The organism is Dietzia sp. KRD202 (assembly GCF_017168155.1).
In the GTDB taxonomy this organism is placed as follows: domain Bacteria; phylum Actinomycetota; class Actinomycetes; order Mycobacteriales; family Mycobacteriaceae; genus Dietzia; species Dietzia kunjamensis.
In genome coordinates this window covers 136,579-150,842 of the sequence record NZ_JABFAN010000011.1, presented here as the reverse complement: position 1 = coordinate 150,842, position 14,264 = coordinate 136,579, and the positions used below count along the sequence as shown (strand labels likewise).

Sequence of the window (14,264 nt, the reverse complement as noted above, 5' to 3'; positions counted from 1 at the left end):
GTCAGTCCTTCCGGTTGGCGAGCGACCACTTCTGGCCGTCCGCGGTGTCGGCCACCTCGATACCCGCCGCGACCAGTCGGTCACGGATGGCGTCGGCGGTGGCGAAGTCCTTGTTCGCCCGCGCGTCGGCGCGGGCCTCGAGTTCTGCGCGCACGAGGAGATCGAGTGCTGTCAACGCCGCGTCCTCCCCACCCCCGGCGGAGGTCCACTGCGGGTCCAGCGGGTCGACGCCCAGCACCGCGGCCATCGCCCGGACGGACGACGCCGCCGCGAGCGCCGCGTCGAGATCCCCCGACGACAACGCGGTGTTGCCGGCGCGGACCCGGCCGTGGATCTCCGCCAGCGCGGCGGGGACCCCGAGATCGTCGTCCATCGCGGCGGCGAACCCGTCGGTCCACTCGCCGACCGGGACGTCGCCCCCCGGTGCCGTTCCCGACCCGATGGCCTCGTTCACCCGGTGCACGAGCGCCTCGATCCGGCGATAGGCCGCGGCCGCCTCCTGCAGTGCCTCGGGAGAGTATTCCAGCATCGACCGGTAATGCGCACTTCCGAGGTAGTAGCGCAGTTCCACGGGGCGGACGGCGGTGAGGATGTTGGGCACGCTGAGCACGTTGCCCAGTGACTTGCTCATCTTCTCGCCGGCCATCGTCACCCAGCCGTTGTGCAGCCAGAAGCGGGCGAACCCGTCGCCGGCGGCATGGGACTGGGCCGCCTCGTTCTCGTGGTGCGGGAACTGCAGGTCGAGGCCGCCGCCGTGGATGTCGAAGGTGTGGCCGAGATACCAGGCGGCCATGGCCGAGCACTCGAGGTGCCACCCGGGCCGACCGTCGCCCCACGGGGTGGGCCAGGCGGGCTCGCCGGGCTTGGCGGCCTTCCACAGGGCGAAGTCCCGCGTGTCGCGCTTACCGCGCAGGTCGGCGGACTCGCCCTGGTCGACCTCGTCGAGTCGATGACCGGACAGGTGCCCGTAGTCGCCCTCGGGCGCGGCCGACCAGGCGGCGACGTCGAAGTAGACGCTGCCCTCGGCCGGGTACGCGAAACCCCGCTCGATGAGCCTCTCCATGTAGTCGATCATCTGGGTCACGTGCCCGGTCGCGCGTGGCTCGGTGGACGGCGGCAGCACGCCGAGCGCGTCGTAGGCGCGGGTGAACTCGCGCTCGTGGGTGGCCGCCCATTCCCACCACGGGCGCCCGTTCTCGGCGGCCTTGGTGAGGATCTTGTCGTCGATGTCGGTGACGTTGCGCACGAACGCCACGTCGTAGCCGTTGGCGAGCAGCCAGCGGCGCAGGATGTCGAACGCGACGCCGGAGCGGACGTGGCCGATGTGCGGGACCGACTGGGGGGTGGCTCCACAGAGGTAGACGGACGCGTGCCCTTCCCGGACGGGGGTGAACTCCCTCAGGGAGCGGGCGGCGGTGTCGTACAGATGGAGCGTCACGGGTGCCGAGTCTACCGGTGTCGGGCCGTCAGGCCCGGTACACCAGTGCCGTGGCCACGGCGGAGACCCCCTCACCGCGGCCGGTGAAGCCCATGCCGTCGGTGGTGGTGGCGGAGACGGAGACCGGGGCGCCGATGATCTCGGACAATCGCTGCTCGGCCTCGGCACGGCGCGGCCCCATCTTGGGCCGGTTGCCCACCATCTGCACGGCGGCGTTGCCGATCACCCACCCGTGCTCGTCCAGCTCGGCCACCGCTTCCCGCAGCAGGCGCTCGCCCGAGACGTCGTCGTACTCGGGTCGTCCGGTGCCCACCAGCGCGCCGAGGTCGCCGAGGCCCGCCGCCGAGAGCAGGGCGTCGACCAGGGAGTGGGCGACCACGTCCCCGTCGGAGTGCCCCTCGCACCCGTTGTCCTCGGGGAAGTGCAGACACGCCATCATGCAGCGCTTTCCGGGATCCACGCGGTGGGCGTCGGTGCCGATCCCCACGCGGGGGATGACGGGTCCGGTCACGGGTCCTCCTGGATTCGGCCCGCGGGGACGGGGGGCGCCGAGCCGGGACGGGATCCGGCGAGTTCCGTCAGCGCGCGGGCATGGTCGGTGGCGGTGGTGATCTTGAACGCGAGCGCGTCTCCCTCGACGGTCGCGACCCGCTGCCCGATCCGTTCGACCAGGCCGGCGTCGTCGGTGGCGATGTCCCCGGCCGCGTCGTAGGCGGCGAGCAGGACGTCGGGAGCGAAGCCCTGGGGTGTCTGGACGGCGCGCAGCCCGGAACGGTCGGGGGTGCCGACCACGTACCCGTCGTCGTCGACCTGCTTGACGGTGTCCACCACCGGCAGGACGGGTACCACCGCCGCCTCCCCCGCCCGGACGGCCCGGACGACGCGTCGCACCGGCCCGGCGGGCGTGAGGCACCGCGCCGCGTCGTGCACCAGCAGGACGTCGTACACCGCCGCGCCGGCATCCCCGTGGGTGGCGGTCAGCGCCGCGAGCCCGTTGCGCACGGAGTCGGTGCGCTCCGCGCCGCCGGTGGCGACGACGACGAGGTGGTCATCGTTCCGGAGCCGGGCGAGCATCGACTCGGCTTCCCGGACGCGGTCCGACGGGACCACCACCACCACATCGTCGACGGCCCCCGAGGCCAGCAGGCCGGCGACGGCCCGCTCCAGCATCGTCCGGCCACGGAGTTCGACGAAGGCCTTGGGCAGTCCCGCGCCGAGCCGGAGCCCGGAACCGGCCGCGGGAACGACGGCGGCCACCCTGCCCGTGTGGGCGGGGTGGCCGTCCGGACCGTGTCCGATCACTCCGACGGTCGCGTCACGCCGGTGCGGCGGAGCCGAGGACCTCACCGAGGAGGGCGTCAGCGCGTTCCTCGTCGGAGCGCTCGGCGAGCGCGAGCTCGCCGACGAGCACCTGGCGCGCCTTGGCGAGCATGCGCTTCTCGCCCGCGGACAGGCCACGATCGAGATCGCGGCGCCAGAGGTCGCGCACGACCTCGGCGACCTTGTTGACGTCACCGGAGGCGAGCTTCTCGCCGTTGGCCTTGTAGCGACGCGACCAGTTGGTGGGCTCCTCCGCGTGCTCGGTGCGCAGGACCTCAAAGACCTTGTCCAGGCCCGCCTGGTCCACCACGTCGCGCACGCCCACGTACTCGGCGTTCTCGGCCGGTACCTTCACCGTGAGGTCGCCCTGTGAAACCTTGAGGACGAGGTATTCCTTCTCGGTGCCCTTGACCGTCCGCATCTCGATCGCCTGGATGGTGGCGGCGCCGTGATGCGGGTAGACGACGGTGTCGCCGACCTTGAACTCCATGAGTGGCTTTCCCCTTTCGACCGCCCTATCTTAGCACGCCCTCAGTGCAGGCGTTTTCCGTTTGCGCAGGTCAGCAACGTGTACAGGCTGACGAGGGAATCCCACGGGTGTGAGGGGGCCACTCTGACGCCGGTCTGGACGGGCCGTGGACTACGATGAGACCGGCCTGAGAGACGACCATCCCCGAGGAGCCTGACGTGACTTCACCGAACACCGGCCTGCGCCGCACCGCGCTCGTAGTCCTGGCCGTGGGCACCGCCCTCGGGGCGTCGGCCTGCAGCGCCGGCCAGGTCTCCCAGACCGCCAACCAGGTCGCCGCGGTCGACGGTGGACGGGGTTCCGCGGGCGACCTGCACGTCAACGACCTGCAGGTGGTCGTTCCCGAGAACGGTGGCGAGGCCCGCGTCGGATTCGTCGCCTCGTTCACCGGCTACGGCCTCGGCGAGGCGGTCTCCCTCGACCGGGTCGAGATCGACGGCAAGCCGGTCCAGCTCGGCGAGACCCCGCCGCTGCAGCGCGGCTGCACGATCGTCGTCGACGCGACCGAGGGAGCAGAGCCCGCCCCCGCACCGGAGGGCGTCTGCGTCGAGCAGGCCACCGCGACCCTCCCCTCGACAGACGACCTGGACGTCGGGGTCTCCGTGCCCGCGACTGTCGCCTTCTCCAACGGCGACCGGATCGAGACCGAGGCCGCCGTCGTGGGAGAGCTCCTCGAGGCCGGCGAGTACACCCGTCCGACGGAGTACGCCGGCGAGTCCGAGGAGCACTGACACGTCCGCCCTCTCCGCCCGCTCGGCCGACGGTTCACCGGTCGATCCCGAGATGCGTGCCGTCCTGCGGCGGCTCGCCCCGGGCACGCCGCTGCGTGACGCACTCGACCGGATCCGCCGTAGCGGCACCGGGGGTCTCGTGGTCCTCGGTGACGATCCCGCCGTCCGGGACATCTGCGACGGCGGTGTCGACCTCGACGTCGAGTTCGCGCCCGCCCGACTGCGGGAACTGAGCAAGATGGACGGCGCCGTCGTGCTGTCCACCGATGGCTCCCGGATCACCCGCGCCAACGTCCACCTGGTCCCCGACCCGTCGCTGCCGGCCGTCGAGACGGGCACCCGTCATCGCGCCGCCAAGCGCACGGCGCTGCACACCGGCGTCCCCACGGTGGCCGTGTCGGCCTCGATGACCACGGTGACCGTCTACGCCGGCGGACTGGCCCGGGTGCTGGCCGACCCGGTGGTCCTGCTGGCCCGGGCCGACCAGACGGTCGCCACGATGGAGCGGCACGGCGCCCGCACCGCCCGTGCCCGCGCCCGACTCGACCGGGCGGAGATGGGCGACTACGCCTCGGTCCGCGACGTCGTGACCATGGCCCAGCGCCTGCTCAGGCTCGAACGGCTGGGCGCCGAACTCGCCGAGCTCACGGTGGAGATGGGCGAGTACGGGCGCCAGACCACCCTGCAGCTCGAGGAGCTCCTCTCCGACACCCCCGACGAACTGTGGGGCCTGGTCGCGGATCACCTCCGCGTGGAGGCCGTCGACGGCGACGCACGACCGATACCGACACCGGAGCAGGTCACGGCCGGGCTCGAGCGGTTGGCCGCGTTGACCGACGCCGACCTGCTCCTGTCCGCGCCCGTCGCGCGGTGCCTGGGGCTACCGGCCGAGCCCGAGGACCTGGACGAGCACGTCACCGCCCGCGGACACCGCATGCTCGCGCATATCCCTCGCCTGCGGCCGGTGCAGATCACGGCACTGGTCGAACGTTTCGGATCGGTGCCCGCACTGCTGGCGGCCGAGCAGTCGGACTTCGCCGACGTCGAGGGCGTCGGCGCGCTGTGGGCCCGCCATGTCCGGCAGCGCCTCACCGGCCTGGGCACCAGCTGACGACCACCGCGGCGCCCCATCGCTGCGGCGCGGGCCCGGTCAGGACCCGGTCAGGGCCCGGTCAGGACTCGGGGGCCTCGACCACGTTGAAGGTGGAGGCCGGGCTGAAGACGTTCCCGACCAGTGCGTACACCTGGTAGGCGCCGACCTCGACCGGCGTCCGGTCCGACTCGGAACACGCGCCCTCGGCGGACCGCCGGCCGGTCCAGTCGATCTGACGCGGCTCCGGCTCCTCGGGGCGCAGCTCGACCTCGTCCTCCTCGCGCGGCGTCGTGCAGTCGATGCTCGACCACACCTTGGAGTTGTCGTCGAGTCGGTAGACCTCGAACGACAGCGGCGCCTCCGACAGGTCCCGGTCACACGTGGTGTCCGAGACGTTGACGATGTTGACGAAGAAGCGCACGTCGGATCCCACGGGCACATTGGGTTCGGCCGGCCACACGTCCAGCCGGAGGTCCTCGTCCGCGCACCGGCCCCGCGAGGCGCCGCCGTCGTCGTCCCGCTCGGTGGTCGCGGAGGTGGACGTCTCCGAGGTCTCGACGGCCCCGGTCGTGCCGTTCTCCCCGCCCGCGGCGGTCTCCTGGGTGTCGGTCCCGCTGTCACGGGAGGCGAGGAACAGCGCGAGCACCACCACGACCACGGCGATGACGGCGACGACGACCGCGGCGACGCGGCGACGCACATAGACTTCGCGCGGTAGGGGGCCCTGGGGTTCCTGCACGGGTCCAACTCTAGAGCCGCGCGGGTGCCCCACCTGCCCGTCGGCGCGGCGTGTCCCTCAGACCGGCCGGCCGCCGGGCCGCCGGAGGGCGTCAGATCGCGACCATCTCCTCGCCGGGACCGCGCGCGACGTCCTCCACATCGCCGAGGACGCTGCGCAGGTAGGCGCGGCCGTCGGAGAGCTTGTAGGTCACCCCGACGATCGCGAGCTCACCGCTGTCGATCCGCTCGCTGATGATCTTGGAGCGCTGCTGCAACAGCTCGCCGGTCTCGAGCACGTGGCGTGCCTCGAAATCGTCGATGCTGCTGAGCCCCTCGCGACGCCCGTTGAGGATCGACGGGGACACCTTCTCCACCACGTCCCGGAGGAAACCGGGCGGGATCTCCCCGGTCGCCAGCGCGTCCACCGTCGCCTTGACGGCGCCGCAGCTGTCATGGCCGAGCACCACGATCAGCGGCGTGTCCAGCACGTGGACGGCGTACTCGATCGACCCGAGCACCGCGGTGTCGATGATGTGGCCGGCCGTGCGGATGACGAAGAGGTCACCGAGCCCCTGATCGAAGATGATCTCGGCCGCCACCCGGGAGTCCGAACACCCGAACAGGACCGCCTTCGGGTGCTGCGCGGCGACGAGCTGCTCGCGACGCTGGGTATTCTGGCTGGGATGACGCATCTCGCAATCGACGAAGCGGTGGTTGCCGTCACGGAGCGAGGCCCATGCGCTGATCGGGTTGGTATGAGGCATGGCTCATATTGTGCCCCGCCGACCCAGGAAGACTCGCGTTGACCTCTCTCGACACCTCCGCACTCCTCTCCTGGTTCGCCCGCGCCGGCCGCCCACTGCCGTGGCGCGGTGGGCAGGTCGGCGCATGGGAGATCCTGCTCTGCGAGGTCATGAGCCAGCAGACGCCCGTCGCCCGGGTCGAGCCCGTCTGGCGGGCCTGGCTCGACCGCTGGCCCGGCCCCGCGGAACTCGCCGCCGCCGCCCCGGCCGACGTGATCCGCATGTGGGGCAAGCTCGGCTACCCCCGCCGCGCGCTACGGCTCCGCGAGTGCGCCCTCGCCGTCGTCGACCTCCACGACGGTCGGGTCCCCCACGACGTCGACCAACTGCTCGCGCTGCCGGGCGTCGGCGACTACACCGCGCGCGCGGTCGCCTGCTTCGCGTACGGGCGGCGCGTCCCCGTGGTCGACACCAACGTCCGGCGGGTCGTCGCGCGCGCCGTGCACGGCGCCGCGGAGGCCGGGCCCCCGTCGACGCGACGCGACCTGGCCGCCGTCGAGGCGCTGCTGCCGGACGACCGCGAGCGAGCCGTGGCGTTCTCCGTGGCCGTCATGGAGCTCGGTGCGCTCGTGTGCACGGCCCGGACCCCGCGCTGCGATGACTGCCCCCTCGCCCCCACCTGCGCGTGGCTGGCAGCGGGCCGACCCGAGTGGGACGGCCCGCGGCGCAAGGTGCAGACGTTCGCCGGCACCGACCGGCAGGTGCGGGGCCTTCTGCTGGACGTCCTGCGCGACGGCGACGGTACCGCCGCCCGCAGTGCCCTGGACGCGGTGTGGCCCGACGCGCCCCAGCGCGACCGGGCACTGGACTCGCTGCTCGGCGACGGGCTCGTCGTCCGCGTCGGCGAGCACTACTCACTTCCCGCGTAGGCCCGCCTCGGTAGGCTCGGCCCATGGCCGTCGTGAAGATCAATGCCCTGAACGTCCCGCCGCAGGCCGGCGCCGAGCTCGAGCGCCGCTTCTCCGAGCGGGCGCACACCGTCGAGAACTCGCCCGGGTTCCTCGGTTTCCAGCTGCTGCGCCCCACCGGCGGCGAGACCCGCTACTTCGTGGTGACGACCTGGGAGGACGAGGAGTCCTTCGCCGCGTGGCGTGACGGTGACGCCCGGGCCGCCCACGCCGGCGAGCACGGCAAGCCCGTCGCCGAGGGCGCGAACCTGCTGGAGTTCGACGTCGTGATGGACGTCAAGCCCTCCGCCTGACACCCTCCACCTGACACCCTCCGCCCGACACCGCCGCCCCGTTCCCGAGCGGGGGAGAACGAGAACGACCCCCGCCTCATGGCGGGGGTCGTTCTCTGCGTCACCCGCTCGGGCTCTGCGTCAGCCGCTCGGGGCGGATCGGCGTCCGGTCAGGTGGTGGCGGGAGCCGCCCCGCCGCCCGAGCCCGAGGGCCCGCCGGTGGAGCCGCCACCGAAGCCACCGGACGTCGGCGGCAGCGAGTCACCCGGGCCGGCCTCGCCGGTGGGCGCGACACTGGCCGTGATCTCCTCGCCCTCGCGGTCCGTGGGGGCGTCGGGACGCGGGGCGCCCGAGAAGGTGAACTTCGCGTCCTCGGTCTTGTCGGACTCACCGTCCCAGCCCTCGACGTCGACCGTGACCAGCTCGCCGGCCGCGACCTCGCCGAAGAGGATCTTCTCCGAGAGCGTGTCCTCGATCTCGCGCTGGATGGTGCGACGCAGCGGCCGCGCACCCAGGACCGGGTCGAAGCCCCGCTTGGCCAGCAGCTGCTTGGCCCGATCGGTGACCTCGATGGTCATGTCCTTGGCCTTGAGCGCCACGCCGACACGGCTGACCATGAGGTCGACCATCTGGACGATCTGCTCCTGCGTGAGCTGGTGGAACACGACGATCTCGTCGATACGGTTGAGGAACTCCGGGCGGAAGTGCTTCTTCAGCTCGTCGTTGACCTTCTGCTTCATCCGCTCGTAGGCGTCCTCGGTGTTGTCGGAGGACTGGAAGCCCATCCCGACGGCCTTGGAGATGTCCCTGGTCCCGAGGTTCGAGGTGAAGATCAGCACGGTGTTCTTGAAGTCCACCATGCGTCCCTGACCGTCGGTGAGACGGCCGTCCTCCAGCACCTGGAGAAGGGTGTTGTAGATCTCGGAGTGTGCCTTCTCGATCTCGTCGAACAGGACCACCGAGAACGGCTTGCGCCGCACCTTCTCCGTGAGCTGGCCACCCTCCTCGTAACCGACGTACCCGGGGGGCGCGCCGAAGAGCCGCGAGGCGGTGAAGCGGTCGTGGTACTCACCCATGTCGATCTGGATGAGCGCGTCGTCCTCGCCGAACAGGAAGTTCGCCAGGGCCTTGGACAGCTCCGTCTTACCGACACCGGACGGGCCGGCGAAGATGAACGAGCCCGAGGGGCGCTTGGGGTCCTTGAGCCCCGCACGCGTGCGGCGGATCGCCCGCGAGACCGCCTTGATGGCGTCCTCCTGGCCGATGATCCGCTTGTGCAGCTCGTCCTCCATGCGGAGCAGACGGGTGGTCTCCTCCTCGGTGAGCTTGAAGACGGGGATACCGGTCCAGTTGCCCAGGATCTCGGCGATCTGCTCCTCGTCGACCACGGCGGCCACGTCCATGTCGCCCGCGCGCCACTGCTTCTCGCGCTCGGCACGCTCGGCGATGAGCTTCTTCTCCGTGTCCCGCAGTCCGGCGGCCTTCTCGAAGTCCTGCGCGTCGATCGCGGACTCCTTCTCACGGCGCGCGTCGGCGATCTTCTCGTCGAACTCGCGCAGGTCCGGCGGCGCGGTCATCCGCTTGATGCGCATGCGAGCACCGGCCTCGTCGATGAGGTCGATGGCCTTGTCCGGCAGGAAGCGGTCGTTGATGTAGCGATCCGCCAGCTGGGCCGCCGCGGCCAGGGCCGAATCCGTGATGGTGACCCGGTGGTGGGCCTCGTAGCGGTCCCGGAGTCCCTTGAGGATCTCGATGGACAGCTCGACGCTCGGCTCGGGCACCTGCACCGGCTGGAAACGACGCTCGAGCGCCGCGTCCTTCTCGATGTGCTTGCGGTACTCCTCGAGCGTGGTGGCACCGATGGTCTGCAGCTCACCGCGGGCCAGCTTGGGCTTGAGGATCGACGCCGCGTCGATCGCGCCCTCGGCGGCACCGGCCCCGACGAGGGTGTGGATCTCGTCGATGAACAGGATGATGTCGCCGCGCTGGTTGATCTCCTTGAGGACCTTCTTCAGGCGTTCCTCGAAGTCACCGCGGTACCGGGACCCGGCCACGAGCGAGCCGAGGTCCAGCGAGTACAGCTGCTTGTCCTTGAGGGTCTCGGGGACCTCGTTGTTGACGATGGCCTGCGCCAGGCCCTCGACGACGGCGGTCTTGCCCACGCCGGGCTCACCGATGAGCACCGGGTTGTTCTTGGTGCGCCGGGAGAGCACCTGCATGATGCGCTCCACCTCCTTGGCGCGACCGACGACCGGGTCGAGCTTGCCCTCCATGGCGGCCTGGGTGAGGTTGCGACCGAACTGGTCCAGGACCGTCGACGACGACGGGGTCCCGGCCTCGCGGCCACCGGAGCCGGCGGGCGTGCCCGAGGCCTCGGCCTCCTTGCCCTGGTACCCGGACAGCAGCTGGATGACCTGCTGGCGCACCCGTGTGAGGTCCGCGCCGAGCTTGACCAGCACCTGGGCGGCGACGCCCTCGCCCTCACGGATGAGGCCGAGCAGGATGTGCTCTGTGCCGATGTAGTTGTGGCCGAGCTGCAGCGCCTCGCGCAGGCTCAGCTCGAGGACCTTCTTGGCCCGCGGCGTGAACGGGATGTGCCCGCTGGGCGCCTGCTGGCCCTGGCCGATGATCTCCTCGACCTGACTCCGCACCGCTTCCAGCGAGATCCCGAGGGACTCGAGGGCCTTGGCGGCCACTCCCTCGCCCTCATGGATAAGACCCAGCAGGATGTGCTCGGTGCCGATGTAATTGTGGTTGAGCATCCTGGCCTCTTCCTGGGCCAGGACGACGACGCGACGCGCGCGGTCGGTAAACCGTTCGAACATCGTGCTACCTCACATTCCTCGGTTTTTCACCACTGTAGTGGCCGGTTCTGACGCTCTGCACCGCAGGAGCAGCACGAGGCCCGTCACCAGTGTTCAACGCGGCAGGTCGGGGATCGATTGCATGATCGTGTACGCCGTCAGCGAACGCCCCGCAACGGGCCGGATCCCCGGCCACTAGGGTCGTCGCCATGAGCTACGCGATCGGCGGCCGGGCGCCGTGAGCGCGTTCGATCTCGACCGCATCGGCCGCGGGCTGCCGTTCGCCCGGGCCCTGCCCGCCCTGCGGGACGCCCTCGCCACGTCGGGCACCGCGGTGGTCCAGGCACCGCCCGGCACCGGCAAGACGACGCTCGTCCCGCCCGCGGTCGCCGACGCGGTGTCGGGGCGGGTCGTCGTCACCCAGCCCCGACGGGTCGCCGCCCGCTCGGCCGCCCGGCGGCTGGCCGCGCTCACGGGGACCGGGACCGGTGACGTGGCGGGCTACACGGTCCGTGGGGACTCGCGTGTCGGCAGGGACACCCTCGTCGAGTTCGTGACGCCGGGGGTGCTGGTGCGCCGACTGCTCGCCGATCCCGACCTGCCCGGTGTCGGGGCCGTGGTGCTCGACGAGGTCCACGAACGCGACGTCGAGTCCGACCTGGCCTTCGCACTGCTGTGTGAGGTGCGGCAGCTGCGCGACGATCTGCCGGTGGTGGCGATGTCCGCGACGGTGGAGGCAGGGCGCTTCGCCCGGCTGCTCGGCGGCGGGACCGCGGCCGGGGACACCGCGGCGCCGGTCGTCGACGTCCCCGCGGAACCGCACCCCCTGGAGATCCGGTACGCCCCGCCGCCGACCGCCCGCCTGGACGCCCGCGGGGTCACCGACGCCTTCCTCGACCACGTGGCCGCGGTGACCGCGCGCGAGGTCGCCGCGAGTGGCGTCGACGCGCTGGTGTTCCTGCCGGGTGTGCGCGAGATCGAGCGGGTCGTGCGCGCGCTGTCGGCGAGGTCCGGTGACGCGGTCGAGGTCCTGCCCCTGCACGGCGGGCTGGACGCCGCGGCCCAGGACCGGGCGGTCTCGGGTTCCGGGAGACGGACCGGGGCGGGCGACACGGCGCTGCCGCGGATCGTGGTGTCGACGGACCTGGCGGAGTCCTCGCTGACGGTGCCCGGGGTACGGCTGGTGGTGGACGCGTGCCTCAGCCGTGAACCGCGCCGGGACACCGCGCGGGACATGACCGGGCTGGTGACGGTCTCGGCGTCGCGGGACTCGTGCGTCCAGCGCTCGGGACGGGCCGCCCGTCTCGGCCCCGGTGTGGCGGTGCGCTGCCTGACGGAGCAGGAGTACTCACACCTGCCCGACCACCGCACCCCGGCGATCGCGACGTCCGACCTGACGACGTTCGCGCTCGATGTGGCCTGTTGGGGTGCGCCCCGCGGCGAGGGGCTGGCGCTGCCCGATCCGCCGCCGTCCGGGGAGATCGCCCGCGCCGAGGGGGTGCTGCACGGCCTGGGCGGGGTCGACGACGACGGCCGCGTGACCGACCGCGGCCGCGACCTGGCACGGGTGCCGGCCGATCCGCGTCACGCCCGGGCGCTGCTCGACGGCGCGGGGCTCGTCGGGGCGACGACGGCCGCCGAGGTGGTCGCGATGTTGGCCTCGGGTCGGCGCTCGCCCGGCGGTGACCTGGTGGCGGACCTGCGGGCGCTGCGGTCGGGACGCGCGCCGGACGCCTCGTCGTGGGAGCAGGAGGTCCGCCGCCTCGAGCGGATCGTGCGGGGCGACCGCGGTGCCGGCCGGGCCGACGGTCGGGCCGACGGCCGGGGCGGGAATGGCGGGCGCGGCCAGTCGGGAGGAGGGATCCCGCTGGCGGACGCCGTCGGGACGGTCGTGGCGCTCGCCCACCCGGACCGCATCGCGCGCCGACGCGGCGACCAGTACACGTTCGCCTCCGGGACCGGTGCAGTGGTGCCGCCGGGTTCCGCGCTGGCGGGCCACGAATGGCTCGCGGTCGCCGAGGTCGGTCGCGCCTCCGGGCGTGCGGCGGGAGAGGCCGGCGCGGTGATCCGCGCGGGCGCCGCCGTGGACCGGCCGACCGCGGAACGTGCGGCGTCACACCTCCTCGACGACGACGAGACGGCCGTCTTCGACAGTGGTTCGGTGGCAGGGCGACGCATCCGGCGGCTCGGCGCGATCGAGCTCTCCTCCACACCGGTCCGGCCCTCCCCCGCGGCCGCCGGGCGGGCGGTGGCGGCGGCGGTCCGAGCCGGCGGACTCGCCGCGCTGGGGCCCGACGACGACGCGGTCCGGCTGTGGCGCCGTCTCGGGCTCGCGCACCGGGAGCTGGGCCCGCCGTGGCCGGACGTGTCCGCCGACGGGCTGGCGGAGCGGCTGGACGACTGGCTCGGTCCGGAGATCGACGCCCTCGCCCACGGTTCCCGGCTGGCGGGACGGGACCTCGGACCGGCGCTGCGCCGACTGCTGCCCTGGCCCGAGGCCGGTCGGTTCGACGAGTTGGTGCCCGACCGCCTGCAGGTGCCCTCCTCGTCGTCGTACCGCGTCGACTACCCCGAGGTCGGGTCCGATGGCCCTCCGGTGCTGGCGGTGAAGTTGCAGGAGTGCTTCGGCTGGACCACCTCCCCCCGCGTCTGCGACGGCCGGGTGCCCGTGACCGTCCACCTGCTCTCGCCCGCCGGCCGGCCGCTCGCGGTGACACGGGACCTGGCGTTCTTCTGGCGCGAGGCCTATCCCGGGGTGCGCGCGGAGATGCGGGGGCGGTACCCCAGGCACCCGTGGCCGGAGGATCCCATGTCCGCCGAGCCGACCCGCCGGACGAACCGGCGGCGGTGACCGACGGCGGTGACCGGCGGTGGATCCCCGGGCGATCCGGGACTAGGATGTGACGTACACCACAAGTGCACGTCCGTGCCGGAAGGGTGATCGACATGACCGCGTACACGCCTCGCGCGCCCCACCGCGAGGACCGCTCCGAGACGTCCCCCTCCCACGACGGGCTCATCCCGCACGTGCGGAACCGGATCGGCGCCCTCATCGCGGTGGCGGGCCTCGGAGCGGCGCTGCTCAGCCTCTACCTCCCCTGGCTCTCCGCCGACGGGGGCGGACAGATCACGGCCATCGGCATCACCGAGATCATCGACGTCCGTGGCGTCGCCCCGGTCCTCTTCCTCGGGCTGGTCCTGATGTCCTTCCTGGTGGTGGTGACCACGGTGACCCGACTCGGCGCCTTCGCCTACGCGAGCGCGATCGTGGCGCTGGCCGTGCTGGCCGCCCACCTCGCATTCGTGTGGACGCTCGGTACCTCCACCGGCAGCGCGGACCCGATCCTGGCGGGGCTGCCGTCCGACGCATCCGTGACGTTCGGCCCCTACGTGGCCGCGCTGGGGTTCGTCCTCGTGGCTGCCGGGTCCGTATGGGCGGCCCGCGCCGCCGACTACCTCTTCCCGGACGTCGAGGCGGGGCGACACCTCCGGGACTGAGCGACGCCGGCCGACGCGGGCCCGCCGCATCGGGTGGATGCACTGACGGTTCGGGCATATCATCAGGTCAGGACCACACTGGCGGCCCTGCGTCGCCGAAAGGCGATCCTCATGGCCGCGTACACACCTCCCCCACCCCACCGGATCC

The 14,264-nt window shown here is 72.3% G+C and carries 13 protein-coding genes; 6 read left to right on the top strand and 7 right to left on the bottom strand.

Annotated features, from left to right (window positions below; genetic code table 11):
* Position 1: 1 nt before the first annotated feature.
* The 4 genes from cysS to J1M64_RS07405 are packed head-to-tail and all read right to left on the bottom strand — an operon-like array spanning position 2 to position 3,248.
* Entirely contained in the window at positions 2-1,438 is a 1,437-nt protein-coding gene (gene cysS, locus J1M64_RS07420; RefSeq protein ID WP_206473791.1) for a cysteine--tRNA ligase, read from the bottom strand.
* A 28-nt stretch (positions 1,439-1,466) separates the two neighbouring features.
* A complete protein-coding gene (gene ispF / locus J1M64_RS07415; protein ID WP_067711638.1) occupies positions 1,467-1,949 on the bottom strand; it encodes a 2-C-methyl-D-erythritol 2,4-cyclodiphosphate synthase in 483 nt (160 codons plus the stop codon).
* Positions 1,946-2,740, bottom strand: coding sequence for a 2-C-methyl-D-erythritol 4-phosphate cytidylyltransferase (ispD, locus tag J1M64_RS07410; protein WP_307872392.1), 795 nt, complete (start codon positions 2,738-2,740; stop codon positions 1,946-1,948). Before ispD ends, ispF begins: the two co-directional genes overlap by 4 nt.
* Positions 2,741-2,753: 13 nt before the next feature.
* On the bottom strand, positions 2,754-3,248 hold the full coding sequence (locus J1M64_RS07405) for a CarD family transcriptional regulator (RefSeq protein ID WP_067711635.1): 495 nt from the start codon (positions 3,246-3,248) through the stop codon (positions 2,754-2,756).
* 197 nt (positions 3,249-3,445) lie between these two features.
* Here J1M64_RS07405 and J1M64_RS07400 point away from each other — a divergent pair, with 197 nt between their 5' ends.
* Entirely contained in the window at positions 3,446-4,018 is a 573-nt protein-coding gene (locus tag J1M64_RS07400; protein ID WP_206473790.1) for a hypothetical protein, read from the top strand.
* A 52-nt stretch (positions 4,019-4,070) separates the two neighbouring features.
* The gene (gene disA, locus J1M64_RS07395) at positions 4,071-5,129 is read left to right on the top strand and encodes a DNA integrity scanning diadenylate cyclase DisA (RefSeq protein ID WP_206473789.1); all 1,059 of its coding nucleotides are present in this window, start codon (positions 4,071-4,073) and stop codon (positions 5,127-5,129) included.
* A gap of 61 nt (positions 5,130-5,190) precedes the next feature.
* Here disA and J1M64_RS07390 read toward each other — a convergent pair whose 3' ends face one another.
* Both J1M64_RS07390 and J1M64_RS07385 read right to left on the bottom strand, forming a co-directional pair.
* Positions 5,191-5,850, bottom strand: coding sequence for a hypothetical protein (locus J1M64_RS07390; RefSeq protein ID WP_206473788.1), 660 nt, complete (start codon positions 5,848-5,850; stop codon positions 5,191-5,193).
* Between the two features lie 91 nt (positions 5,851-5,941).
* Entirely contained in the window at positions 5,942-6,595 is a 654-nt protein-coding gene (locus tag J1M64_RS07385) for a carbonic anhydrase (protein ID WP_120284656.1), read from the bottom strand.
* A 38-nt stretch (positions 6,596-6,633) separates the two neighbouring features.
* On the opposite strand from J1M64_RS07385, the gene J1M64_RS07380 reads away from it, so the two are divergent.
* Positions 6,634-7,503, top strand: a complete 870-nt coding sequence (locus J1M64_RS07380) for an A/G-specific adenine glycosylase (RefSeq protein WP_067711621.1) — start codon at positions 6,634-6,636, stop codon at positions 7,501-7,503.
* 23 nt (positions 7,504-7,526) lie between these two features.
* Positions 7,527-7,835 (top strand): antibiotic biosynthesis monooxygenase, encoded by a 309-nt coding sequence (locus tag J1M64_RS07375; RefSeq protein ID WP_067711618.1) that lies wholly within the window; start codon positions 7,527-7,529, stop codon positions 7,833-7,835.
* 149 nt (positions 7,836-7,984) lie between these two features.
* On the opposite strand, the gene J1M64_RS07370 is transcribed toward J1M64_RS07375, so the two are convergent.
* The gene (locus J1M64_RS07370; protein WP_067711615.1) at positions 7,985-10,639 is read right to left on the bottom strand and encodes an ATP-dependent Clp protease ATP-binding subunit; all 2,655 of its coding nucleotides are present in this window, start codon (positions 10,637-10,639) and stop codon (positions 7,985-7,987) included.
* 217 nt (positions 10,640-10,856) lie between these two features.
* Between J1M64_RS07370 and hrpB the strand changes: the two genes are divergently transcribed.
* Both hrpB and J1M64_RS07360 read left to right on the top strand, forming a co-directional pair.
* Entirely contained in the window at positions 10,857-13,469 is a 2,613-nt protein-coding gene (hrpB, locus tag J1M64_RS07365; RefSeq protein WP_206473787.1) for an ATP-dependent helicase HrpB, read from the top strand.
* Between the two features lie 95 nt (positions 13,470-13,564).
* On the top strand, positions 13,565-14,116 hold the full coding sequence (locus J1M64_RS07360) for a hypothetical protein (RefSeq protein ID WP_067711610.1): 552 nt from the start codon (positions 13,565-13,567) through the stop codon (positions 14,114-14,116).
* Positions 14,117-14,264 lie beyond the last annotated feature (148 nt).

Coding starts and splice junctions, on each gene's coding strand:
- J1M64_RS07405 (WP_067711635.1), bottom strand. CDS start 3,248: ATGGAGTTCAAGGTCGGCGACACCGTCGTCTACCCGCATCACGGCGCC.
- disA (WP_206473789.1), top strand. CDS start 4,071: ATGCGTGCCGTCCTGCGGCGGCTCGCCCCGGGCACGCCGCTGCGTGAC.
- J1M64_RS07385 (WP_120284656.1), bottom strand. CDS start 6,595: ATGCCTCATACCAACCCGATCAGCGCATGGGCCTCGCTCCGTGACGGC.
- J1M64_RS07375 (WP_067711618.1), top strand. CDS start 7,527: ATGGCCGTCGTGAAGATCAATGCCCTGAACGTCCCGCCGCAGGCCGGC.
- J1M64_RS07370 (WP_067711615.1), bottom strand. CDS start 10,639: ATGTTCGAACGGTTTACCGACCGCGCGCGTCGCGTCGTCGTCCTGGCC.
- J1M64_RS07360 (WP_067711610.1), top strand. CDS start 13,565: ATGACCGCGTACACGCCTCGCGCGCCCCACCGCGAGGACCGCTCCGAG.